The sequence below is a fragment of the Streptomyces sp. NPDC021225 genome, assembly GCF_044332865.1.
In the GTDB taxonomy this organism is placed as follows: Bacteria; Actinomycetota; Actinomycetes; order Streptomycetales; family Streptomycetaceae; genus Streptomyces.
On record NZ_JBIRPV010000011.1, the window covers coordinates 109,924 to 131,544 of the forward strand.

Sequence of the window (21,621 nt, forward strand, 5' to 3'; positions counted from 1 at the left end):
CGCTTATCCGAAATGAGCCTCGATCGGTCGCTGATGAGGGGCCATTGCGTCGTCAATGGGGCGCGGCCGACTTCCGAAAGCCACGTGATCAAGCATCACGGGGCTAAACTCGAGAGTCCATAAATCGGGCAGAGTTGGGAAGCGAGACGGATTCATGGCCATTCCCGGGCCGCTCGGACCACCGACGGCCAACGGGCGAAGCAGGCTGCTGCAGAGCCCACTCGCGCTCATGGACACCACGATGGACCAGCTCCGCACGTTGATCGTGGTGCATGAGACAGGTACCGCGCTGGGCGCCGCCAGGGTGCTCGGCCGGGAACAGTCGAGCGTGCAAAAGCAGCTGGACACGATGAACCGCAACTTCCGGGATCTGTGCGGCGAACCGCTCGTCCTCAAGCAGGGCCGCGGCAAGGACGTGCTGTTCACCGGCACCGGCGAGGCCCTGGTCAATTTGGCGCGCGACACGCTCGGCGACTGGCTGGAGGGCATCCACGAATCCCGCCGCCGGCTCGGCAAAACCCTGATGGTGGGCACCACGCGCTTCACCCTCGGCTATCTCGCGGGCGCCGGTGAGCGGGTGGCCGAGGAGTTCGAGCAGCGCGGCATCGAGCTGAAGGTCGGGCATGTCCGCACCCGGGACGTGCTGGGCAAGCTGCGCGCCAAGGACGTGGACCTGGTCTGCGGCTCCGTGGTGACCACCCCCCAGGCGAACGACGTCGACAACGAGCTCAACGCGTTCGATGTGATGGAGTGGCGCCGCAGCGGGGTGTCGCTGCTGACGAATCTGCCGCATTCCCGGCTGCCCGGCCCGACCGCCCCCAGCAGCGAGCTGCGCACGCTGCCGCTCGTCATCTCGGCCAGCGGGCTGATGGCGGGCGTGCTGCACAGCTGGTTCGGCGCCGACTACCGCAATAAGCTGCACATCGCCGCCGAGATCGACACCGTCACCTACGGCTTCGAGCTGCTGCGCTCGGGCCTGCTGCGCGGCTGCATGCTGGTCACCAAGGGCGTCGCGGACGCGGCCGGGGACCCGCGGGTCGCGTACGGGCGCGGGATGCGGGCCGTCGAGCTGGTCAATGACACCGGGCCGCGGCTGGAGGTGCTGCTCGGCGCCTTCACCCGGCGCGGGGAGCGCGCCCACTACGATCCGAGCCATCCGCTCAATCTGCTGTGGGACGCGCTGGCGCTGGAGAACGAGCAGTGGCAGCGGGAGCAGCGCTGGCCGACGGAGGGCCTGGAGCCGGACCCCTTCGAGGTGGCCAACTCCTACAACCCGAGCGAGAGCTGAGCGGCGCGGGCGGAGCGCGGGCCGACGGCCGTCAGTGCAGGTCGAGGTCGACCAGCAGCGCCCGGTGGTCGGTGTTCGGCAGATCGAGGAAGCGGGCGGCGCGGGGTCGCAGCGCCTCGCTGACCAGGACGTGGTCGATCTGGGCGCCGAGCGCCGGGGCCGTCACGCTCGGCCAGCTGGGCGTCCGCGCCCTGCCCACCGCCCGTGCGCTGTCCCGCATCCCGGTGTCCAGGAGGGACCGGAAGGCGGCGTGGTCCTGGGTGGCGTTGAAGTCCCCCGCGATGAGGGTGGGTTCGTCGCCCCGGTCGGCGGCGTACGCGCGCAGCCGCCCCAGCTCGGTGCGCCAGACGTCCAGCCGGCCCGGCATCGGCGGCATCGGGTGGGCCACCTGCACATGGACCGGCCGCCCGGCGATCCGTACGACGGCCCCCGGCATCGCCAGCTTGCCGGACACCCCGGCCTCGGGGGTGAGCGGGTACTTGCTGAGGATCGCCGAGCCGTGCGCGGCGTCGCCGGGGACGGCGATGACCTTCCGGTACGGGTAGGTCTCGCGCATGGCGGCCGCGTCGAGCGCCGCCGCGCAGCGGGTGTCGCACTCCTGGACCGAGACGAGGTCGGGGTCCTCCCGCCGCACCGCGCCGACCAGCCCCTTCGTGGCCCCGCCGAACTCCAGATTGGCGGTCAGCACCCGCACCTGAGCCACCACCGGGCCGCGCGGGCGGGGCGCCGGGCCGGGGTTGTACGGCTGGATGAACCACCCGGTCACCGCGGCCGCGGCCAGCGCCCACGCGCCCCCCAGCGGCCAGCGCGCCGCCGCCGCGAGCACCAGGCCGAGCAGCGCGGGGACCAGCAGCCAGGGCAGGAAGGCCAGGAGCTGGGGCACGGGCGTGATCCCGTCGCTGTCCGCGGCCCGGCAGCCCAGCACCACGCTCACCACGGCCAGCGGCAGCGCCGCGCACCAGGCCGCCACCTGCCGGGCCCGCCCGCGCGGGGGGCGTGCGAAGCGGCGTACGGGCCGTACCAAGCGGCGTACGGGATGTACGGGCTCGGCGGCTCGGTCCTCCGCGACTGTCGTCTCCACACTGACCCTCTCGATCGGGCGAGCTCTCATTCTCGCGCGGGCCCCTGAAGGCGCGGTGGTGGCGGCCGGAGGTTACTGATGGTGTGCTCGCCCTTACTTTGTGAGCATTGACACGTCGTCAGTTCCATTGGCATGTGCCAAAATTCCTCCCCATGACAGTGGTTGAGCAGACGGTCGCACCCGAGCGCCTCCTGGCGGTCGAGCAGGCGATCGACGCGTTCGCCGAGGGCGGCTTCGTCATCGTCTTCGACGACACGTCCAAGGATCACCGGGGCGCTCTGCTGCTGGCCGCCGAGCACGCCCACGAAGGCGCGCTGAGGCAGCTGCTGGACCACACCTCCGGCATGGTCTGCGTGGCGCTGCCCCATGGGCGCGCCGAGCATCTGCGGCTGCCGCGGATCGTGGCGGACGAGGAGCACACCGGGCTGCTCAGCACCGCCTTCACCGTCCCCGTCGACCTGCTGGGGCCGACCACCACGGGCCTGTCCGCCCGGGACCGCTCGCGCACCGTCCAGGCGCTGGCCGACCCCCAGACCGCCCCTGAGCAGCTGGGGCGCCCGGGGCATGTGTTCCCGGTGTGCGCGGTGCCCGGCGGGGTGCTGGAGCGGGACGGCCACGCCGAGGCGGCGGTCGACCTGTCGCGGCTGGCGGGGCTCTCCGGGGTGACCGCGATCTGCGCGGTCGTCACGCCGGACTGGGAGCCGGCGGACTACGAGGACCTCAGCCGGCTCGCGGCCAGCAGGCTGCTGCCGCTGATCTCGGTGGCCGACCTGGTCGCCTATCGGCTGGCGCGCAAGGCCCTGGGGCGGTAGCGCGCCCGCGGTCGGCAGCCGGCGACCGGCCCCTGCCGATGTGCGGCGCCGCCGCGTGGCCGCCGGACACCCCCTGGACGGCCCTCACCCGCCGCGCAGCGTCAGCACCGTCTCGACCGTGTCCGCCTCCGCCGCCGGCTTGTCCTCGCGGTAGCGCAGCACCCGCGCGAAGCGCAGCGTCACCCCCGCCGGATAGCGGGAGGACCGCTGGAGCGAGTCGAAGGCGACCTCCACGACCAGCTCGGGCCGCACCCGCACCACCCAGCCGTCGTCGCTGACCGCCAGCCGCAGCAGCGCCTCCGTCTGCCAGCCGAGCAGCTTGTCGGTGAGGCCCTTGAAGGTCTTGCCGAGCATGGCGAAGGTGCCGTCCGGCCGCCGGGCGCCGAGGTGGAGGTTGGACAGCTTGCCAGTGCGGCGGCCGTGGCCCCACTCGGCGGCGAGCACGACCAGGTCGAGCGTGTGCACCGGCTTGACCTTCAGCCAGGACGCGCCGCGCCGGCCCGCGCTGTACGGGGCGTCGAGGGACTTGGCCATGACCCCCTCGTGCCCGCGGGCCAGCACGTCGGCGGCGAACTCCCGCGCCGCCCGCCGGGTCGCCTCGTCCCGCGGCTCCTCGGCCACCAGCCTGCGGACCCGCCGGGGGCCGGGGGCCACCCGGGCCAGCTCGGCGTGGCGGTCGCGGGCGGGCAGGTCGAGCAGGTCCCGGTCGTCGACGGAGAGCAGGTCGAAGAAGACGGGGTACAGCGGCAGCGAGGCGCGCGCCCCGGCCACGTCCAGCCGCGAGCCGACCCGGCCGGAGATCTCCTGGAACGGCCGGGGCCGGCCGTCGGCGCCCAGGGCGATCACCTCGCCGTCGAGGACCGCCCGCTCCACCGCCAGCTCGCGGGCGGCCGCGACCACCTCCGGCAGCCGGTCGGTGATCTCGTCGAGGGTGCGGGTGTAGACGCGTACGGTCTCCCCGTCCCGGTGCACCTGCACCCGGATGCCGTCCAGCTTCTCCTCGACCGCGCAGGGGCCGAGCCGGTCCATGGCCTCGTCCAGGTCCCGGGCGCTGTGGGCGAGCATCGGCAGCACCGGGCGCCCCACCTCCAGCCGGAACCCGGTCAGCGCCGGCGGCCCGTGTTCGACCAGCGCCCGGGCGACCGCGCCCAGCGAGCCACCCAGCATCACCGCGCGGCGCACCTCGGCGGAGGGCGCGCCGACCGCGGCCGAAAGCCCCTCGACGGCGAGCGCGTCCAGCGCGCCCTGGCGCGGCTCCCCGCCGATCAGCCCGAGCAGAAAGCGCTGCTCCTCCTCGGTGGCGTCGGACATCAGCCGGGACACCAGCCGCTTGCGCTCGCCGGCGGCGCCGGTGCCGGAGACGGCCGCGACCCGGTCCAGGGCCTGGTGTACGTCGAGCACGCCGAGCCGGGGCCCCGCGGCCGGTTCCGGGCGCATCCGCAGCCCGGCCCAGCCCACCCCGATGCGGCGCTGCGGCAGCCTGCCCGCGAGATAGGTGATCACCACGGGTGCCTCGGCGGGCTCCACGCGGCTGAGCAGCCGGGCCAGGGCGGCGACCTTCTCCGAGCGGGCGGAGGTGGCCGCGACCTCGCGGGAGGTACGCGCGACATCGGCCAGCAGCATGGCTTCAGCCTCGCTCTTCCCGCCCGTCACCGCACCCCGGCCGCGCACCCCGGCCGCGTGCGGTAAGCGCGGCCCCGCCATACATTGGGCATAAGCACGCGGCTCCTACCGCGGGCGCGGCGTGGCAGGGCACGAGCAGGGAGCAGGCCACGGGACAGCAGATCGACTACGAGGCTCTCTTCGAGGCCACTCCGAGTCCGAATCTGGTGGTGGGTCCCGATCTGGTCATCGTCGCGGTCAATCGGGCGTATCTGAAGGCCACCCGGACCCGGCGCGGTGACCTGCTGGGCCGCCATATCTTCGACGCCTTCCCCGACAACCCGGCGGACCCGCAGGCCACCGGGACCCGCAATCTGGGCGCCTCCCTCGAACGGGTCCTGGCGACCGGGGAGCGGGACAGCATGGCGCTCCAGAAGTACGACATCCCCGCACCCGGCGAAGAGGGCGGGGCCAGGCGGGGCGAGGGGCGGTTCGAGGAGCGGTACTGGAGCCCGATCAACATCCCCGTCCTCGGGCCGGACGGCTCGGTGCAGATGATCATCCACCGGGTGGAGGACGTGACGGACTTCGTCCAGGGGCGGGCGCAGGTGCCGTTCACGCACACCGAGGCGATGGACGCCGACCTCTACACCCGCGCGCAGGAGCTCCAGGAGCTGAACGAGCGGCTGCGGGAGGCCCATGCCCGGGAGCGGGCGACGGCGCTGGCCCTCCAGCAGGCCATGCTGCCCGCGCTGGTCCCCGGGCTGCATCTGCGGGTGGCGGTCCGCTACCGGCCCGCCGTCGGCTCGCTGAATGTGTGCGGCGACTGGTACGAGGTGTTCGAGCTGCCCGACGGCCGGATCGCGGCGGCGGTGGGTGATGTGGTGGGCCAGGGGCTGGAGGCCGCCTGTGTGATGGGGCAGCTGCGGAGCGCGCTGAGCGCGGCGATCCGGGTCGTGGAAGGACCCGCCAAGGCGCTGGAGGCGCTCGGTCTGTACGCGGGCTCCATCGAGGGGGCGCTGGCCGCGACCGCCGTGCAGGCCGTCATCGACCGGTCGAAGCGGACCATCGCCTACAGCTGCGCCGGCCATCCGCCGCCGCTGCTGCTGCGGGCCGAGGGGGATGTCGTACAGCTCGACCAGGCCACCGATCCGCCGCTGGGTGCCCGCCTCGAGCTCGAGCATGTGGAGCGGCCCGAGGCCGTTCTCCCGTACACCCCGGGCGGCATCCTGGTGCTCTACACCGACGGGCTGATCGAGCGCCGGGGCGAGGACATCGACGCCGGGATCGGCCGGCTCGCCGAGAGCCTGTCCCGGAACGGGAAGCTGGAGCCCGAGGCCCTGGCCGACGTGCTGCTGATCGACCTGGGGGTCATGGGCGGGACCGTGGCGGATGACACGGCGCTGGTCGTCATCGCCCTGTGACCCGCGGGCCCGGCCCTTACGGCTGTCCCTGAGGTCCCTGCGGCCCCTGAGCCTGCGGCCCCTGCGCCTGCGGGCCCGGCCCCTGCGGCCCCTGCTGTCCTTGCTGCCCCCATGACGACTGCGACTGTGCCTGTCCCTGCGGTCCCTGCGGTCCCTGCCGTCCTCCCCACATCTGTGCCTGTGCCGCCCGCTCGGCCGAGCTCGGCCCCGCGCACAGCGCCCAGATGACGAGGGCGTCCAGGATGAGCAGCGTCACGGCCCAGACCGGGTAGTAGGGCAGCCACAGGAAGTTGGCGATCAGACTGAGCCCCGCCAGCACCACGCCGGTCACCCGGGCCCACATGGCACCGGTGAACACGGCCGCACCGGCGATCACGGCGACGGCGCCGACGATCGCGTGGACCCAGCCCCACCCGGTGAGGTCGAACGCGAAGGCGTAGTGGTGCGTGACCACGAACACCTGGTCGTTGCGGATGGCCGAGATCCCCTGGCCGAGGGCCATCAGCCCCGCGAAGATCAACATGATGCCACCGAAGACGAGCCATCCGCTCGCCGCCGCCCGGTGGTGCGCACTGGGCGCGGCCTGCGGCTGAACTCCACCGACGTGACTGGCCATTGTTGGGCTCCTTCGTCCCTGCCGACGGTCGGCCGGATGGCCGATGATTTGCGGCATATGTAGCTATTTACCCCTTTTCAGGTTTGCATAGGCCGCCAGGGTCGGCACTTTCAGGGCGCGAGGTGGCTCGCCTTCCGGGAGGACGCGGTGTAGATGTAGGGGTATGGCCCGGTATATGGGCCGATCGTGGGCACTGGCTGCCCGCATGTCCCCCGGTCGGCGCCCACGGAGTCGGCGGCGTGAGCGCCCAGAGGCGGCAGGGCGGCGCCCTGGGTCCTGGCTGAGCGCGCGGAGCGTCGCCGGCCAGGTCTTTCTGCTGCAACTGGTGGTCGTCCTGCTGCTGGTCGCCGCCGCGTCCATCGCGCTGGTGCTCCAGGTCCGGCACGACGCCACCAACGAGGCCCGGCACCGCTCCCTCGCCGTCGCCGAGACATTCGCCGACTCACCCGGCATCGCCCCCGCGCTGCGCTCCTCCAACCCCACCGCGGTGCTCCAGCCGCGGGCCGAAGCGGCGCGCAAGGACGCCGACGTCGACTTCGTCGTGGTCCTGAACACGAAGGGGATCCGCTACACCCACCCCAACACCGCGAAGATCGGCCGGCACTTCCTCGGGAACTACCGCGCCGCCGTCCAGGGCCACACCATCACGGAGACGTACACCGGCACCCTCGGCCCCTCCGTACGGGCCGTGGTGCCCGTCACCGACAGCCACGGCAAGGTCATCGGCCTGGTGGCCTCGGGCATCACGGTCAGCAAGGTGAGCGGTCTGGCCAACCGGCAGATCCCGATCCTCGTCGGCGCGGCCGGCGCCTCGCTCGCCCTGGCCACCGGCGGCACGGCGCTGGTCAGCAGGCGGCTGCGGCGGCAGACGCGCGGCCTGGACCCGGGCGAGATGACGCGCATGTACGAGCACCACGACGCGGTGCTGCACTCCGTACGGGAGGGCGTGCTGATCGTCGACGGGGACGGCCGGCTGCTGCTGGCCAACGACGAGGCCCGCCGGCTGCTGGCCCTGCCCGAGCACCCGGAGGGCCGGCCCGTCACCGAGCTCGGGATGGAGCCGCAGATGGCCGAGGTGCTGGCGTCGGGACAGATCGTCTCCGACGAGGTGCTGGTGGCCGGGGACCGGCTGCTGGCGGTCAACAACCGCCCCACGGACCGGGACGGCGGCCCGCCCGGCAGCGTGACCACCCTGCGGGACTCCACCGAGCTGCGCGCGCTGTCGGGGCGGGCCGAGGAGGCCCAGATCCACCTCAAGCTGCTCTACGACGCCAGCGTGGAGATCGGCACCACGCTCGACGTGGGCCGGACCGCCGAGGAGCTGGCCCGGGTCGCGGTGGACCGCTTCGCCGACTTCGTCACCGTCGACCTGGCCGGGCCCGTGCTGCGCGGCGAGGAGCCGCTGGCGGTGGGCGGCATCGAGATGTCCCGCGCGGCGGTCCACGGCATCCGCGACGACCACCCCTTCTACCCGGTGGGCACCCGCTTCTCGTTCGTCGCCTCCACCCCGCAGGCCTGGGGGTTCGGCAGCGGGCAGGCGGTGGTCGAGCCGGACCTGCGGGAGGCCGACGGATGGCGGGCCCAGGACCCCGGGCGGACCGGTCTGGTCGTCGACTACGGCGTGAGGTCGCTGGTGACGGTGCCGCTGCGGGCCCGGGGCGTCATGCTGGGGATGGTCAGCTTCTGGCGCACGGAGAAGCGCGACCCCTTCGAGGAGGACGAGATCTCCCTCGCCGAGGAGCTGGCCGCCCACGCCGCCGTCTGCATCGACAACGCCCGCCGCTACACGCGCGAGCACACCATGGCGGTGACGCTCCAGCACAGCCTGCTGCCCCGCGCCCTGCCCGAGCAGAGCGCGCTGGACGTGGCGTACCGCTATCTGCCCGCGGAGTCTGGGGTGGGCGGTGACTGGTTCGATGTGATCCCGCTGCCAGGGGCGCGGGTGGCGCTGGTGGTGGGCGATGTGGTGGGGCACGGGCTGCACGCGGCGGCCACGATGGGGCGGCTGCGCACCGCGGTGCACAACTTCTCCACCCTCGACCTGCCGCCCGACGAGATCCTCTCCCACCTCGACGACCTGGTCGCCCGGATCGACCAGGACGAGGGCGACCCGCCCCCGGAGGGGAACGAGGGCGGCGGCGCGGGCATCACCGGGGCCTCCTGCCTGTACGCGATCTACGACCCGGTGACCCGGCGCTTCACCATGGCCCGGGCCGGACATCCGCCGCCCGCGGTGGTCTCCCCGGACGGCGTGGTGGAGTTCCCCGAGGTGCCCGCCGGGCCGCCGCTGGGCGTGGGCGGCCTGCCCTTCGAGACGGCCGAGCTGAAGCCGGCCGAGGGCAGCCAACTGGTGCTCTACACCGACGGGCTCATCGAGGACCGCAGCCGGGAGATCGACGCCGGGTTCGCACTGCTCCGTGACGCCCTCGCCCACCCCGGCCGCAGCCCCGACGAGACCTGCGCGGACGTACTGGACGCGGTGCTGCCCGCGCGCCCCACCGACGACATAGCGCTGATCGTGGCCCGCACCCGGGTGCTGGCCGCCGACCGGGTGGCGAGCTGGGACGTCCCGTGCGAGCCGGCGGCGGTGGCCGAGGTGCGCGCCGAGGTCATCCGCCGGCTGGCGGACTGGGGCCTGGAGGACGTGGCGTTCACGGCGGAGCTGGTGCTCAGCGAACTGATCACAAATGCGATCCGCTACGCCGCGGGCCCGATCCGGGTGCAGCTGCTGCGCGACCGCAATCTCATCTGCGAGGTCTCGGACACCAGCAGCACCTCGCCGCATCTGCGGTACGCGGCGACGACGGACGAGGGGGGCCGCGGGCTGTTCCTGGTCGCGCAGTTCGCGGAGCGCTGGGGCACCCGCTACACGGCCGACGGCAAGGTCATCTGGGCGGAACTGGCGCTGCCCTGACGGCCGCTTCGTCCTGACCGCGGGTCAGCCCGTCTCCGGGGCGAACTTCTCCACCAGGAGGTCAAGTCGTACCCCCTGGTACTCGGCCGGCATCCGCGCCCCGTGCACCAGGACGGCGATGCCGTGCAGCGAGCCCCAGAACACCTCGGCGTACAGCCCCTCGCCCTCGCGCGGCCCGACCACGGCGACGATCTCGGCGAAGGCGGCGCGCAGCGCGGAGGGCGTCTCGCTGCTGGCGAAGGGCAGGTCGGTCGGCATGATGAACATGGCCTCGTACAGCGCGGGCCGGTTGGCGGCGAAGTCGAGGTAGGCCCGGCCCACCGCGCGCAGCGCCTCCTTCGGGGAGATCTCGCCCAGCCGCGCCCGCCGCAGCTGGGCGGCGAGGTCGTCGAAGCCCTCGAGGGCCACCGCGCGGACGATGGCGTCCTTGCCCTTGAAATGGCTGTAGAGGACGGGCTGGCTGTACTCGACGCGCTCGGCCAGCCGGCGCGTGGTGACCGCGTCCCAGCCCTCGGCCTCGGCCAGCTCGCGGGCGGAGGTGATGATCAGTTGATGGCGGAGTGCTCGTTCGCGTTCGCGACGCTCGGTGGATGACATGCCCTGATTCTAGCAATGCTAGGTGCACTAGCGTCGGCAGGAACACGCCGTGGGGTGGACGTGCGGACCCGGAACGGCTCATTCTGGTTTGCGGCGTTCGGCGACGGTTCAGGGGTCGCCATGCGGGGGCCAACCGGGGTTTACTTCTCGGTGCTGACGGGATGTCAAGGTCCCGATTGGCGAACGGGCCGGTCAAAAGCGTGTGTGCGGTACTACGATGTGCCGCCCATGGCTTGAAACCGACCTCGTCCCTCGATCACGCCCCTGAGGACCTGAGAGATGTCAGCACATATATCCAGCCAACCCGTCAAAGGGCTCCCCATGACGCGGCAGGCCCTGACCGTACCGCTGCTGGCGGCCGTCGTTCTCGGAGGCATCGGGGCTTGGGTGACGGCCGAAGTGCCGACCGAGAGCCGGGCGTCCGTCGGACTGTTCTCCGCGGTGGTCGTCATCGTGTCCTGCGTGGCCGGCGCGCTCGCCGCCGCCCGCGCCCAGGACGTACGGCGACTCCGGGAACGCGTGGCGGCCGTGGAGGCCGAGGCCGCGCGGCGTACGGCGGTGATGGAGGCCGAGACCACCAGGCTCGCCGACGAAACGATTCCCCAGGCGGTGAACCGGCTGCGCGAAGGGGACACGATGGACACCGTGATCGCCTCGCTGGGCTCGCCCGCCAACCAGGCGCACGGCCGGGTCCTGAACACGCTGGTGCGGGAGGTGGCCACCGGAGAGCGCATGCGCGCCTCGGCCATGGCCGCCTGCGCCAACGCCGCCGGCCGGGTGCAGGCGCTGGCCACCAGCATGCTCGCCGACCTCCGCGAGATGGAGAACCGGCACGACGAGGCCGTCCTCGGCGACCTGCTGAAGCTCGATCACACCACGGCGCAGGCCGGGCGCATCGCGGACAGCATCGCGGTCCTCACCGGGGCCCGCTCCGGGCGCCGCTGGACCAAGCCGATCGTCATGGAGAGCGTGCTGCGCGGCGCGGTCGGCCGGATCAGCGCCTACCAGCGGGTCCGGATCCACTCGGCCAGCACCGCCGCGGTCGCCGGGTACGCGGCCGAGGGCGTCATGCACGCCCTCGCCGAACTCATGGACAACGCCGCCACGTTCTCGCCTCCCACCGAGGAGGTGCATGTGTACGTCCAGGAGACGCACACCGGCGTCGTGGTGACGATCGAGGACGGCGGTCTGGTCATGGGACCGGCCGCGCTGGCCCGCGCCGAGAAGGCCGTCTCCTCCGAGACCCTGGACCTGACCACGCTCTCCGGCACCCGGCTCGGGCTCGCGGTCGTCGGGCAGTTGGCCCGTAAGCACAACCTGACGGTCTCCTTCCGGCCCTCCTCGCGCGGCGGCACCGGCGTGGTCGTCCTGATCCCGCAGCAGCTGATCACCCACGCGAGCCAGGACTCCGTGACGGGCCGCACCGCGGGAGCCCGCCCGGCCGCCGCCCAGACCGCCACCCGGTCCGCGAGCCCCTCCGGCACCATCTCCTCCCCCCGCTCCACCCGGACCGCCGCCCCGGCCCGTAAGACCGCCCCGGCCGCCGCCCCGCGCGGCGCGAACGGCGGCACGGAAGGCGAGGCGACCGGTGAGGTGAACGGCGCGCTGCCCAAGCGCCGCCGCGGCGAGACGCTGGCCGCCGCCGCCCGGCCCACCCCCACCGAGGCGCCCAAGGAGCCCTGCGACCGGCCGCGCCCCGACGCCACCCGCTTCGGCGCCTTCCGCCAGGCCACCCGGGGCGGCTCCACCGCCACCCCCGCCTCCGACGCCTGCCCCCTCCCCGAAACGTCTCCCGAGAACGACCAGCCGTGACAGAAGGAACCCCGATGAACACCACAGATCGCAGCTTGGACTGGTTGCTGGAGAACCTGCTGAAGAAGACCCCCGGCGCCCGGCACGCGCTGGTGCTCTCCAGAGACGGTCTCAAGCTGTGTCTCACCTCCGGCCTGTCCCTCGACCAGGCCGACCAACTGGCGGCCATCGCCTCGGGTATCCAGAGCCTGTCCCACGGCGCCTCCATCGAGTTCGGTGACGGCAGCGGTGGCGTCCGGCAGTCGATGACGGAGTTCCACGGCGGAATCCTGTTCATCGTGGAGGCCGGCGAGGGCGCCCACCTCGCGGTCATCGCGGAGGACGAGGCCGACGTCGGCGTCATCGGCCACAACATGAACGAGCTGGTCGAGCAGATCGGCGACCATCTGCGCGCCGCGCCCCGCGTGGCCGCGAGCGGCAGCGGAGGGGCCACCGCATGATCCGAGGGGCCGTCGACAGCGAGGATCCGGACCGGCTGTACATCGTCACCGGCGGCCGCAGCCGCGTGGACGAGAGCGTGTTCGACATGGTCACGCTCATCGTCAGCGAGAGCGAGCCCAGCCCCGGCATGCAGTCGGAGCACGCCAGGATCCTCCGGATGTGCCACCGTCCGCTGGCGGTCGTGGAGATCTCCTCCTATCTGGGGCTGCCGGTCAGCGTCGTGAAGATCCTGCTCTGCGATCTGCTCGACATGGGAAAGATCACCGCTCGCCATCCTCAGGTGGTCCGCGCCGACACGCGGCTGCCCGAACCCGAGATGCTGAAGAAGGTGCTCGTTGCACTCCAGAACCTCTGACCGCCCCGAGGGCGCGCAGCCGGGCCAGGACGCACAGCTGAGCCAGAGCGCGAGCGACGGTCTCAAGATCGTGGTCGTCGGGGGCTTCGGAGTCGGCAAGACGACCATGGTCCGTTCGGTCAGCGAGATCCGCCCGCTGAGCACCGAGGAGACCATGACCCAGGCGGGCGTGGGGATCGACGACGCCTCGCAGGTGCGGGAGAAGACCACCACGACCGTCGCCTTCGACTTCGGCCGCATCAGCCTGGACGAGCAGATGGTGCTCTATCTGTTCGGCGCCCCCGGCCAGGAGCGGTTCTGGTTCCTGTGGGACCGGCTGTTCATGGGCACCCTGGGCGCGGTCGTGCTGGTGGACACCAACCGGGTGTCCGACTCCTGGTACGCCATCGACCGGCTGGAACACCACGGCACGCCGTTCATCGTGGCGCGCAACAACTTCGGCGAGCCGAAGCACACCCTGGAAGAGGTGCGGGCGGCCCTCGACCTGTCGCCCGACATCCCGATGGTCGACTGCGACGCCCGGGAGCGCGAGTCGAGCAAGGCCGTGCTGATCGCCCTGGTGCGCCATCTCTACTCCCTGTCCACCACCTCAGTTCCCCGGGAGAGCACCGCGTGACCACCCCGGACCCCACGCCCGTACCCGAGGACCCCTTCGCCGCCGGGCCGCCGCAGGGCTGGCCGGAGCAGCCGGACGCCGTGGTGCTGGACGCCGACGCCTTCCGGCACAGCCAGGACGATCTCTACCGGCGGCTCCGCCGGGACCACGGCCCCGTCGTACCCGTCCTGCTCGAGCGGCAGATCCCCGTCTGGCTGGTGCTCGGCTACCGGGAGATGGTGCGGGTCACCACCGACCCCAAAACCTTCGCCCGCGACTCGCGCCGCTGGCACTCCTGGGACAAGGTCCCGGACGACTGGGAGCTGATGACGTTCGTCGGCTACCGGCCCACCATGCTGTTCACCGAGGGCGCCGAGCACGAGCGGCGGGCCGAGGCGATCATCGACAGCATGGAGGTCGTGGACCCGTTCGAGCTGCGCGCGCTGTGCGAGCGCGTCGCGGACGATCTGATCGACGACTTCGCGGGCAGCGGCAGCGCCGACCTGATCGCCGACTACGCCTGCCGGATCCCGCTGCGCGTGCTGAGCCGCATGTACGGCCTGGACGGGGCCGAGTCCGAGGAACTCCAGCAGATCACGGTCGACCTGGTCAGCGGGGTCGGCGGACCGGCCGCGCACCAGAAGATGGTCGACCAGATGGTGGGCCTGCTGGCGCAGGCCCGCGCCAACCCGGACCGCAAGAACATCTCCACCGTCCTGGCGTTCCACCCGGCGGGGCTCACCGACGACGAGATCATCAACGACCTGCTGGGCAACGTCTACGCCGCCCACCAGCCCACCACCGACCTGATCGGCAACGCGCTGCGGCTGATGCTCACCGACGAGCGGTTCGCGGTCACCATGTCCGGCGGGCGGCGCAGCGTCGGCCAGGCGCTCAACGAGGTGCTCTGGGAGGCCACCCCGGTCCCCAACTGGATCGGCCGCTGGGCCGCCGAGGACACCATGCTCGGCAACCGCCGCATCAGGAAGGGCGACTGCCTGATGCTGGGCCTCGCCGCGGCCAACGCCGACCCCGACGTACGCCCCGACTTCCGGGCGGGCGCGGCCGGCAACCAGGCCCACATGGCCTTCAGCCACGGCACCCACGGCTGCCCCCCGGTCGCCCGTGAGCTGGCCGAGGCCATCGCCATGGCCGCGATCGAGGTCCTGATCGACCGGCTCCCGGATGTGTCCCTGAGTATCGCCCCCGAGGAACTGGAGTGGCGCTCCGGGCTGATGATGCGCGGCGTGTCCGCCATGCCGGTCGAGTTCAGCGCCACCTCCCACTGACCCGCTGACGAGTCGGGCCCGCGCGGCCCGCTTCCGTACCGCCGCCCCTCGCCTGGCCCGCGGGCCGGGCGAGGCGGCCGGCCCTGGCCGGCCTGAGGCGGGTCGGGGCGGGAGCGCGGGGCCGGGAGTCAGGAGGCGGCCTCCCAGGCGAATCCGTCCGGGTCGGTGAAGGGGCCGGCGGCGCAGCCGAGGACGACGCGGTGCGAGCCGGTGCCCTCGGCGGGCACACCGAGGTCCTTGGCCAGGCCGCGGCGCTTGTACAGCGCCAGCTTGACGGGGCTGGACTCGTCGGAGGCGAACTCGGCGTACTTGCCACCGAAGCTCTTGGCCACGGTCAGGCCCCGGCCGACGTAGAACTGCTTGCTGCCCTTCACGTCCTCGACGCCGAGCAGGAGGACCATCTCGTCGATCTCGCGGGTGGCCGGGCCGGTGTCCTTCTTCGCCGAGGTCGCGATCTTCCAGATCGTCCCGTCCGGGGCCTGGACGACGCCGCCGTAGCCCCACAGCGACTTCGCGGCGGGCTTCAGCACGGTGGCGCCGGCGTCCACGGCCGCGTCGACGAAGCCGTCGACGGTGGCCGGCCCGGACACCGTGAGAGCCAGGGTGAAGCCGCGGAATCCGGTGGAGTGGGCCTCGGACGCCCGCAGACGTATGCGCGTGTCCACTCCGAAGGCGGTGTAGAAGCGGCGGGCGGCCTCGGGGTCGGCCACCTCAAGGGTGACGGATGCGATGGATGTGACGGATGCGATGGATGCGGTGGAAGTGGTGTTCGTCATGACCATCACGCTACGGGGCTGCCCGGCGACGGGGCTTCTCGATTCCTGACCGGTCTTGTCCCCCCCTCGCGGGCAAGCGCAAGGCGCCCCTCCCGGGGGGAGGAGCGCCTCAAGAGGTGACGCGCGCGGGGCGCCCGAGAAGTGGGCTACGACACGGGTTTGGCGCCGCGCTTCTTCAGCATGTCGTTCATCAGCAGGATCTCCGACTGCTGGCCGTCGACCATGCCCTGCGCCAGGCGCTTGACCGTCGGGTCCTTCGCCAGCTTGACCGCTCCCTCGGCCATGTCGATCCCGCCCTTGTGATGGGCGATCATCAACCGCAGATACATCACCTCGGCGGTCTTCCCCTTGGCCTTCCTCAACTCGTCCAGCTGGGTGTTGGTGGCCATGCCGGGCATGAGGGACCCGTCGTGCGGCTTGTAGGCGCCGTCCTTGCCCATCGAGCCGTGGTCCATGGAGCCCATCGAGTCATGGTCCGTGGACCCGTCCGACGAGAGGTCCTTCATCCAGGTCATCGGGGGGTCTTCGGAGGTCTTGGAGAGCCCCCACAGATCCAGCCAGCCCAGCATCATCCCGCGCTGGTTGGCCTGGGTGTTGATGATGTCGTACGCGAGGCGGCGCACATCCTCGTCGTCGGTGCTGTCGCGCACGATGAACGACATCTCCACCGCCTGCTGGTGGTGGATGGACATGTCCCGGGCGAACCCCGCCTCCGCAGAGGTGTCGCCCGGCTTCGACGGTCCGGTCGTGCCGTCCGAGCGGTCCGCGGTGAGCCACAGGACGCCCACCGCCACCAGCACCAGCAGCGCGAGCGCGGCGGAGACGCCCGCGATCAGCGGCTGCCGTCCCGCGCGGCCGGTGGTCGTCACCTGGGCGGTGTCCGTCATTCCGACTTACCTCCGGTGCAGGCGGCGCCCGGCTCGGGGGTCTGCTTGCCCTGCACGTAGTCCTTGAAGAACTTCTCCACGCGCGGGTCGGTCGCCGAGTCGACGTGGAGCTGGGTGCCCCAGGCGGTGAGGATGATCGGGGCGTCCTGGTCCTGGTAGGGGCTCATCAGCGAGTACGGGGTCTGCTTCACGCGCTTCTCGAGTTCGGTGACGTCCTTGGCGGGCGCCTTGTCGGTGTAGGTGACCCACACGGAGCCGTGCTCCAGGGCGTGCACCGCGTTCTCGTTGGCTATCGGCTTCTCGTAGACGTCGCCGTTGCAGTTCTGCCAGACCTGGTTGTGGTTTCCGCCGGCCGGCGGCGACATCGCGTACTTGACGGAGCCCTCGACGTGCGTACGGCCGAGGTTCTTCCAGGTCTTCATGCCCTTGAAGGTCCCGGTCTTGACGGTCGACATCGTCACCGCCTGGGCCTTCTCTTCCTTCTCCTTGCTGGCGTCGATCATGAAGTAGCCGCCGACGACCAGCCCGACGACGATCACCGTGCACGAGACGATCGTGATGATGCGGTAGCGGCGGTCGCGCGCCTTCTCGGCGCGGCGCAACTCCTCGATCTTCTCGCGGCGCGCGGCCGCCGCGTTCTTCGTCTTCGATCCCTTGGAAGCCATGGCTTGTCCTTGTCCTTGCACTGGAGGAATGAGTGATGTGCGGATGTGGATACCGGCGGCCTAGGTGCGAAGCACTTGGAGCTGGTGGAGGCCGGGGGCGCGGATGGCGCGGTCGGGCGGGGCCCGGGTGGCATCCGTGTCGTGCGGGCGCTCGCGCGGCGGGAAGTCGGCGAGCGCGGGCGGGGGGACGGGCGCGGGCACCAGGCCCTGGCTCACCCCCCGGGGGCCGGCGACGCAGTTGTCGCCGGCGCCGCCCGCGCTGTGCGCCCCGGTCGGGGGTCCGAGGGAGGCGGGGTCCGGGCACGCGCGGCCGGGCGCGGCCACGGGGGCCGTCGCGGGGCGGGACTCGGGGCGGGACTCGGGGCCGGACGGGGGGTGTGCCGAGACGGAGGCGTGCCGCACGGCGGACGTGTGTTCCGCGGCCGGGTGGAGGAACGAGGGTGCCAGCCAGAACGCGATGGTGCACAGCAGGACGGCACGCCGAAGGACCGAGGGCACGGTGGCTCGCACCGTGCCGCCCGGTATTCGGACCGCGTCGCGCTGTCTACTCATCGCGCCAGATCGTAACCACTGGGCCTGCCGCGGCTGAATGGGCAAAGGCCCGGCGGGGTGCCGGTGCCTTCGCCCATCGCCCGTCGGCTGTGGGTCAGCCCGCGGGTCAGCCCTTGCCGAGGAGCTTGTTCATCTGCGTGATCTCCTCGTTCTGGGTCTTGATGATGGCGTCGGCCATCGTCTTGGCGGGTCCGTACGCGCCCTGCTTCTTCTCGGTGCGGGCCATGTCCACCGCGCCCTTGTGGTGTTCGACCATCATGGTCAGGAACGCGGTGTCGAAGGCCGCGCCGGAGGCCTTCTTGAGCTCCTCCATGTCCTTGGAGCTCATCATGCCGGGCATGCCCTCGTGCTGGGAGTGATCCATGCCGGGCATCGCCTCGGGGACCTTCTCGCCCCACGCCTCGAGCCAACCGGACATGGTGCGGATCTCCGGGTCCTGCGCCTTCTTGACCTCGGCGGCGAGCTCCTTGACCGCGCCGGAGGAGGCCCGGGTGGCGGCCAGGTCTGCCATCTCCACGGCCTGGCGGTGGTGGGGGATCATCCCCTGCGCGAAGCTCACATCGGCGTCGTTGTGCTTGCCGGACGGGGCGGACGCGCTCGCGCTCGCGGTGGTCTTGGTCGAGTCGTGGCCGGAGCCGGAGTGGTCCTTGCCGCCGCCGTCGCTGCCACAGGCGGTCAGGGTCAGGGACAGCGCGGCCGCGGCGGCGGCCGCGGCGAGGGCGGTACGGCGGGTGAGGGAACGCATGGGGGAACTCCTGAGGAATTTTTCGGTGGTCTTCGGGACATGCCGGGGTGAGGCGCCCGGCCCGCCCCGAGTGGGGGTGGGCGGCGCCGCGAGGGCGGGTCCTATATCCGCAGGAGCTGGAGCTCGGCCAGGCTGGGCGGCGCGCGCCCGTCGGCCGGGGAGGGGGCCGTGCCGCGCCGGGCCGCCGTGAGGTCGTGGCCGCAGACGGCGACGGGGGCCGCCGGGGGAGCGGACAGCGTGGGTCCGCCGCCGACCGCGGGTGAGGCACAGGTCGGATCGGCGTGGTGGAGGTGCGAGCCGCCGCACGCGCCGTCGCAGCCGCTGTGGGCCGTGGCGCTGGTCGCGACGGTCGTCATGGCGGTCATGGCCGTCGTCGAGGTGGCCGTCATCGTGGCGGCGGGGCGCTCATGCGTACGCGGCATCAGCCCGCCGGAGGGTCCGAGGGCGTGCATGCCCAGCAGCCCTGCCAGCACCCCCAGCACGAGCAGCGCGCGCCACCGCCACGCGGGCGGGGACGGACGGTACTCGGCGGTGCTCGGCACGGGCTCAGCTTACGAGAGCGCTCGGCCGGCCGCGGTGGGGGCTGCCTGATCCACTCCGACGAGAAACGGCCAACACGGCCAATGAGGCTGTTAGCGTGGGCCGTTGAGGGATGGGGGCGAAGGCGGCGGATGGCATCGGACACGTTTCGTATCGGCGGGGACCTGGAGGTAGGGCGGCTCGGGTTCGGGGCCATGCACCTGCCGAACGAGCCCGCCGCCGACCGCGAAGCCGCTCTCGCGGTCGCCCGACGAGCCGTCGAGCTCGGCGTCACGCTGATCGACACTGCCCATCTGTACGGCGGGGGCGCCAACGAAGAACTCCTCGCCGAGGCCCTGCACCCCTACCCCGCCGGGCTGCTCGTCACCACCAAGGTCGGCGTCGCGCGAACGGGTCCCGGCGGCGAGTGGAGGCTGGACGCACGTCCGGCCGTCCTGCGCGACCAGGTCGACCATGCCCTCCGCCGGCTGCGGGTCGAGCGGATCGAGCTGCTCCAGCTGCACCGCATCGACCCGGAGACGCCGCTCGCCGACCAGCTCGGCACGTTGCGGGAGCTCCAGTCCGAGGGCAAGGTCGGCCGGCTCGGGCTGTCCGAGGTCACCGTCGCCGAACTCGGCCGGGCGCGGGAGATCGTCGACGTCGTCAGCGTGCAGAACCGCTACAACCTGCTCGACCGCGAACACGAGCCGGTGCTCGAGGCCTGTGCGGCGGCGGGGATCGCGTTTCTGCCCTGGCGGCCCGTCGCGGCGGGGGCGTCGGGGGCGAGGGCGGAGATCGCCGCCGTCGCGGCCGAGCTGGGCGTCACCCCCACGCAGGTCTCGCTCGCGTGGCTGCTCGGCCACTCGCCCGTCGTCCTCCCGATCCCCGGCACCGCCCGGATCGAGCATCTGGAGGAGAACCTCGCCGCGGCCCGCCTCGCCCTGACCCCGGCTCACCGCGCCCGCCTCGACCGGCTGGCCGAGTAGCCGTAGGCCTCTTACGAGAGGGGCGGCGTACATCGACGTGGTGTCGGTGTACGCCGCTGCTGATGACCATCGGCAGCACCACCATCGGCACCGCCGTCTCCGTCTCCATGGACATGGCGGAGAACTGCCCGGTGACACCGATCGCGGCACGCACGGCCTGCGGGTCGGCGGTGAGGTCGTGGCCGCCGATGTGGGCCTGCCCGCCGTCGGCGGTGATGAGCGTGGAAAGGATCTTCACGGCGGTGGTCTTGCAGGCTCGGGTCAGAGGCTGCGGGCGGTGATGTCGCCGTAGGAGGTGGCGGCGCGGATGTCGAGTTCGGGGGTGCCGTCGTTCTTGAGGGCGTTGCTGATGCGGCCGTAGTCGGTGCCGGCGTCCAGGGCGGCCGAGACGCCGGCGGCGGCGCCGACCGTGATGTCACCGGACTGGGTACGGAGTGTGAGGGCGCCGCGTACGGCCTCGGTGATCCGGATGTCGCCCCTGGCGGTGCTGATCTCCGCGGGGCCGCTCAGCCGGCCGACCTCGACGTCACCGTCGAGCGCGGTGAGGCGGACGCTCGCGGCCTCGTCGATCTTGATCCGGCGGTATGCGCCTTCGAAGGCGACGTCGCCGAGGCGGCCCACGACGCGGAGCTCGGAGCCGGACGCCTTGGCCTCGACGCGGGAGCCGACGGGCAGCTGGACGGTGACCTCCAGGGATCCGGAACCGAGGAGCTGGTTCTTGGGCTCGGAGGTGCGGACCCGCAGGATGCCGTCGGCGTAGGCGACGGTGGTCTGCTCGGCGGTCTGGACGTCGCGGCTCTTGGCAGGGTTGGCGGGCCGGATCTCGACAGTGGTGTCGGCGCGGTCGGCGGCGATGAACTGGACGCGTCCGGCGGGGATGTCCAGGTCGACGGTGACCGGGGCGGGGGTGTCGAACTTCTGCATCGTGCGTTCCTTCGGCTCGTTGTTTCCGATGACCGAAACACTACGTTGCGTTCAGGGATCCAGCAACGGAATCGTTGCGCGTAATCTCCATCTGTGCAGGTAGAAGAGCAGGAATCGTTGCAACGGTCCAGAATCTAACGCAACAATCCCCCTCCGGATCGTTGCAATGAATGAAAGTGAACGCTATGTCGGGGGCGGGCTCACGCGGTCACCTTGTCGAAGAACGCCGCGACGTTCGCCACGGTCCGCGCGATCTTCTCCTCCAGGGTCAGCGACTCCTGGATCCGGCCGTCGGCGCCCGCGCTCTTCTTGCCCCGCACGTAAAGCGAGCAGGCGAGGTCGCTACAGATGTAGGTGCCGACCGAGTTGCCCTGCTGCCCGGCCTGCCGGGCCTTGGGCGCGACCATCAGGGAGACGCCGCCCGTGTGGGAGGTCAGGCATACCGAGCACATGCCGCGCCGGATCTGCCAGGAGGCCGGGCTGGGGCAGCGCAGTCGGAGGCCTTTCGGGCGGCCGTCCAGTGCGGTGACGAGGTAGGCGCGCTCGGGGGCCTGGGGGTCTCGCCAGCCGAGGAAGTCCAGGTCGTCCCAGGGTCGCTCGGCCAGGTCGCGGGGGACGGAGAGGCGCTTGGCCTCGCCCTTGGTGCAGTTCACGAAGGCGGTTCGGATCTCTTGCTCGGTCAGTGGCTTCATAAATCTGAGGCTAATTTGCCTAAACCTTTTAGGCAAACGCATAATAAGT

22 protein-coding genes and 1 pseudogene are annotated in these 21,621 nt (G+C 72.0%); 10 read left to right on the plus strand and 13 right to left on the minus strand.

The features are described from left to right. Positions 1 to 229 precede the first annotated feature (229 nt). A complete protein-coding gene (locus tag ACH4S9_RS35760) occupies positions 230 to 1,288 on the plus strand; it encodes a LysR family transcriptional regulator (RefSeq protein ID WP_398375712.1) in 1,059 nt (352 codons plus the stop codon). Between the two features lie 31 nt (positions 1,289 to 1,319). Here the strand turns inward: ACH4S9_RS35760 and ACH4S9_RS35765 are convergent, their stop codons facing one another. After that, positions 1,320 to 2,369, minus strand: a complete 1,050-nt coding sequence (locus ACH4S9_RS35765; protein ID WP_398375714.1) for an endonuclease/exonuclease/phosphatase family protein — start codon at positions 2,367 to 2,369, stop codon at positions 1,320 to 1,322. 152 nt (positions 2,370 to 2,521) lie between these two features. On the opposite strand from ACH4S9_RS35765, the gene ACH4S9_RS35770 reads away from it, so the two are divergent. Beyond that, positions 2,522 to 3,181 carry a 3,4-dihydroxy-2-butanone-4-phosphate synthase gene (locus ACH4S9_RS35770; protein WP_361191178.1) on the plus strand — a complete coding sequence of 220 codons (660 nt, stop codon included), beginning with the start codon at positions 2,522 to 2,524 and terminating at the stop codon, positions 3,179 to 3,181. A gap of 84 nt (positions 3,182 to 3,265) precedes the next feature. Here the strand turns inward: ACH4S9_RS35770 and ACH4S9_RS35775 are convergent, their stop codons facing one another. Next, positions 3,266 to 4,804, minus strand: coding sequence for an ATP-dependent DNA ligase (locus ACH4S9_RS35775; protein ID WP_361191220.1), 1,539 nt, complete (start codon positions 4,802 to 4,804; stop codon positions 3,266 to 3,268). A 209-nt stretch (positions 4,805 to 5,013) separates the two neighbouring features. Here ACH4S9_RS35775 and ACH4S9_RS35780 point away from each other — a divergent pair, with 209 nt between their 5' ends. Beyond that, positions 5,014 to 6,207 (plus strand): PP2C family protein-serine/threonine phosphatase, encoded by a 1,194-nt coding sequence (locus ACH4S9_RS35780; RefSeq protein WP_398375716.1) that lies wholly within the window; start codon positions 5,014 to 5,016, stop codon positions 6,205 to 6,207. 16 nt (positions 6,208 to 6,223) lie between these two features. Here ACH4S9_RS35780 and ACH4S9_RS35785 read toward each other — a convergent pair whose 3' ends face one another. After that, the gene (locus ACH4S9_RS35785; protein ID WP_311728599.1) at positions 6,224 to 6,823 is read right to left on the minus strand and encodes a hypothetical protein; all 600 of its coding nucleotides are present in this window, start codon (positions 6,821 to 6,823) and stop codon (positions 6,224 to 6,226) included. Between the two features lie 163 nt (positions 6,824 to 6,986). Between ACH4S9_RS35785 and ACH4S9_RS35790 the strand changes: the two genes are divergently transcribed. Further along, positions 6,987 to 9,737, plus strand: coding sequence for a SpoIIE family protein phosphatase (locus ACH4S9_RS35790; protein WP_398375718.1), 2,751 nt, complete (start codon positions 6,987 to 6,989; stop codon positions 9,735 to 9,737). Between the two features lie 24 nt (positions 9,738 to 9,761). Here ACH4S9_RS35790 and ACH4S9_RS35795 read toward each other — a convergent pair whose 3' ends face one another. Continuing rightward, positions 9,762 to 10,334 carry a TetR/AcrR family transcriptional regulator gene (locus ACH4S9_RS35795; protein WP_398375720.1) on the minus strand — a complete coding sequence of 191 codons (573 nt, stop codon included), beginning with the start codon at positions 10,332 to 10,334 and terminating at the stop codon, positions 9,762 to 9,764. Positions 10,335 to 10,655: 321 nt separating this feature from the next. Here ACH4S9_RS35795 and ACH4S9_RS35800 point away from each other — a divergent pair, with 321 nt between their 5' ends. The 5 genes from ACH4S9_RS35800 to ACH4S9_RS35820 are packed head-to-tail and all read left to right on the plus strand — an operon-like array spanning position 10,656 to position 14,826. Beyond that, positions 10,656 to 12,146: an ATP-binding protein gene (locus ACH4S9_RS35800; RefSeq protein ID WP_385346659.1), complete on the plus strand. Its 1,491-nt coding sequence runs from the start codon at positions 10,656 to 10,658 to the stop codon at positions 12,144 to 12,146. 14 nt (positions 12,147 to 12,160) lie between these two features. Then, a complete protein-coding gene (locus tag ACH4S9_RS35805; RefSeq protein ID WP_311728594.1) occupies positions 12,161 to 12,586 on the plus strand; it encodes a roadblock/LC7 domain-containing protein in 426 nt (141 codons plus the stop codon). Next, positions 12,583 to 12,942: a DUF742 domain-containing protein gene (locus ACH4S9_RS35810; RefSeq protein ID WP_311728592.1), complete on the plus strand. Its 360-nt coding sequence runs from the start codon at positions 12,583 to 12,585 to the stop codon at positions 12,940 to 12,942. The genes ACH4S9_RS35805 and ACH4S9_RS35810 overlap by 4 nt, the downstream gene beginning before the upstream one ends. After that, entirely contained in the window at positions 12,923 to 13,558 is a 636-nt protein-coding gene (locus tag ACH4S9_RS35815) for an ATP/GTP-binding protein (RefSeq protein WP_311728591.1), read from the plus strand. The genes ACH4S9_RS35810 and ACH4S9_RS35815 overlap by 20 nt, the downstream gene beginning before the upstream one ends. Then, on the plus strand, positions 13,555 to 14,826 hold the full coding sequence (locus ACH4S9_RS35820; RefSeq protein WP_398375722.1) for a cytochrome P450: 1,272 nt from the start codon (positions 13,555 to 13,557) through the stop codon (positions 14,824 to 14,826). The genes ACH4S9_RS35815 and ACH4S9_RS35820 overlap by 4 nt, the downstream gene beginning before the upstream one ends. A 128-nt stretch (positions 14,827 to 14,954) precedes the next feature. On the opposite strand, the gene ACH4S9_RS35825 is transcribed toward ACH4S9_RS35820, so the two are convergent. The 6 genes from ACH4S9_RS35825 to ACH4S9_RS35850 form a co-directional block, all read right to left on the minus strand. Further along, positions 14,955 to 15,608: a glyoxalase gene (locus ACH4S9_RS35825; RefSeq protein ID WP_398375917.1), complete on the minus strand. Its 654-nt coding sequence runs from the start codon at positions 15,606 to 15,608 to the stop codon at positions 14,955 to 14,957. 140 nt (positions 15,609 to 15,748) lie between these two features. Continuing rightward, a complete protein-coding gene (locus ACH4S9_RS35830) occupies positions 15,749 to 16,489 on the minus strand; it encodes a DUF305 domain-containing protein (RefSeq protein WP_311728588.1) in 741 nt (246 codons plus the stop codon). Then, complete coding sequence (locus ACH4S9_RS35835; protein WP_385346651.1) at positions 16,486 to 17,154, minus strand: DUF3105 domain-containing protein; 669 nt, start codon at positions 17,152 to 17,154, stop codon at positions 16,486 to 16,488. Before ACH4S9_RS35835 ends, ACH4S9_RS35830 begins: the two co-directional genes overlap by 4 nt. A 60-nt stretch (positions 17,155 to 17,214) precedes the next feature. Further along, on the minus strand, positions 17,215 to 17,706 hold the full coding sequence (locus ACH4S9_RS35840; RefSeq protein ID WP_398375724.1) for a hypothetical protein: 492 nt from the start codon (positions 17,704 to 17,706) through the stop codon (positions 17,215 to 17,217). A 106-nt stretch (positions 17,707 to 17,812) separates the two neighbouring features. Next, a complete protein-coding gene (locus ACH4S9_RS35845) occupies positions 17,813 to 18,451 on the minus strand; it encodes a DUF305 domain-containing protein (RefSeq protein WP_398375725.1) in 639 nt (212 codons plus the stop codon). Between the two features lie 101 nt (positions 18,452 to 18,552). Next, positions 18,553 to 18,993, minus strand: a complete 441-nt coding sequence (locus ACH4S9_RS35850; protein WP_398375727.1) for a DUF6153 family protein — start codon at positions 18,991 to 18,993, stop codon at positions 18,553 to 18,555. 129 nt (positions 18,994 to 19,122) lie between these two features. On the opposite strand from ACH4S9_RS35850, the gene ACH4S9_RS35855 reads away from it, so the two are divergent. Beyond that, complete coding sequence (locus tag ACH4S9_RS35855) at positions 19,123 to 19,956, plus strand: aldo/keto reductase (RefSeq protein ID WP_398375728.1); 834 nt, start codon at positions 19,123 to 19,125, stop codon at positions 19,954 to 19,956. Between the two features lie 112 nt (positions 19,957 to 20,068). Here ACH4S9_RS35855 and ACH4S9_RS35860 read toward each other — a convergent pair. The 3 genes and pseudogenes from ACH4S9_RS35860 to ACH4S9_RS35870 form a co-directional block, all read right to left on the minus strand. Further along, positions 20,069 to 20,212, minus strand: a pseudogene (locus ACH4S9_RS35860) (ABC transporter); the annotation flags it as partial. 5 nt (positions 20,213 to 20,217) lie between these two features. After that, on the minus strand, positions 20,218 to 20,880 hold the full coding sequence (locus ACH4S9_RS35865) for a DUF4097 family beta strand repeat-containing protein (RefSeq protein WP_311728580.1): 663 nt from the start codon (positions 20,878 to 20,880) through the stop codon (positions 20,218 to 20,220). Positions 20,881 to 21,080: 200 nt separating this feature from the next. Next, a complete protein-coding gene (locus tag ACH4S9_RS35870) occupies positions 21,081 to 21,572 on the minus strand; it encodes an FBP domain-containing protein (protein ID WP_398375729.1) in 492 nt (163 codons plus the stop codon). Positions 21,573 to 21,621 lie beyond the last annotated feature (49 nt).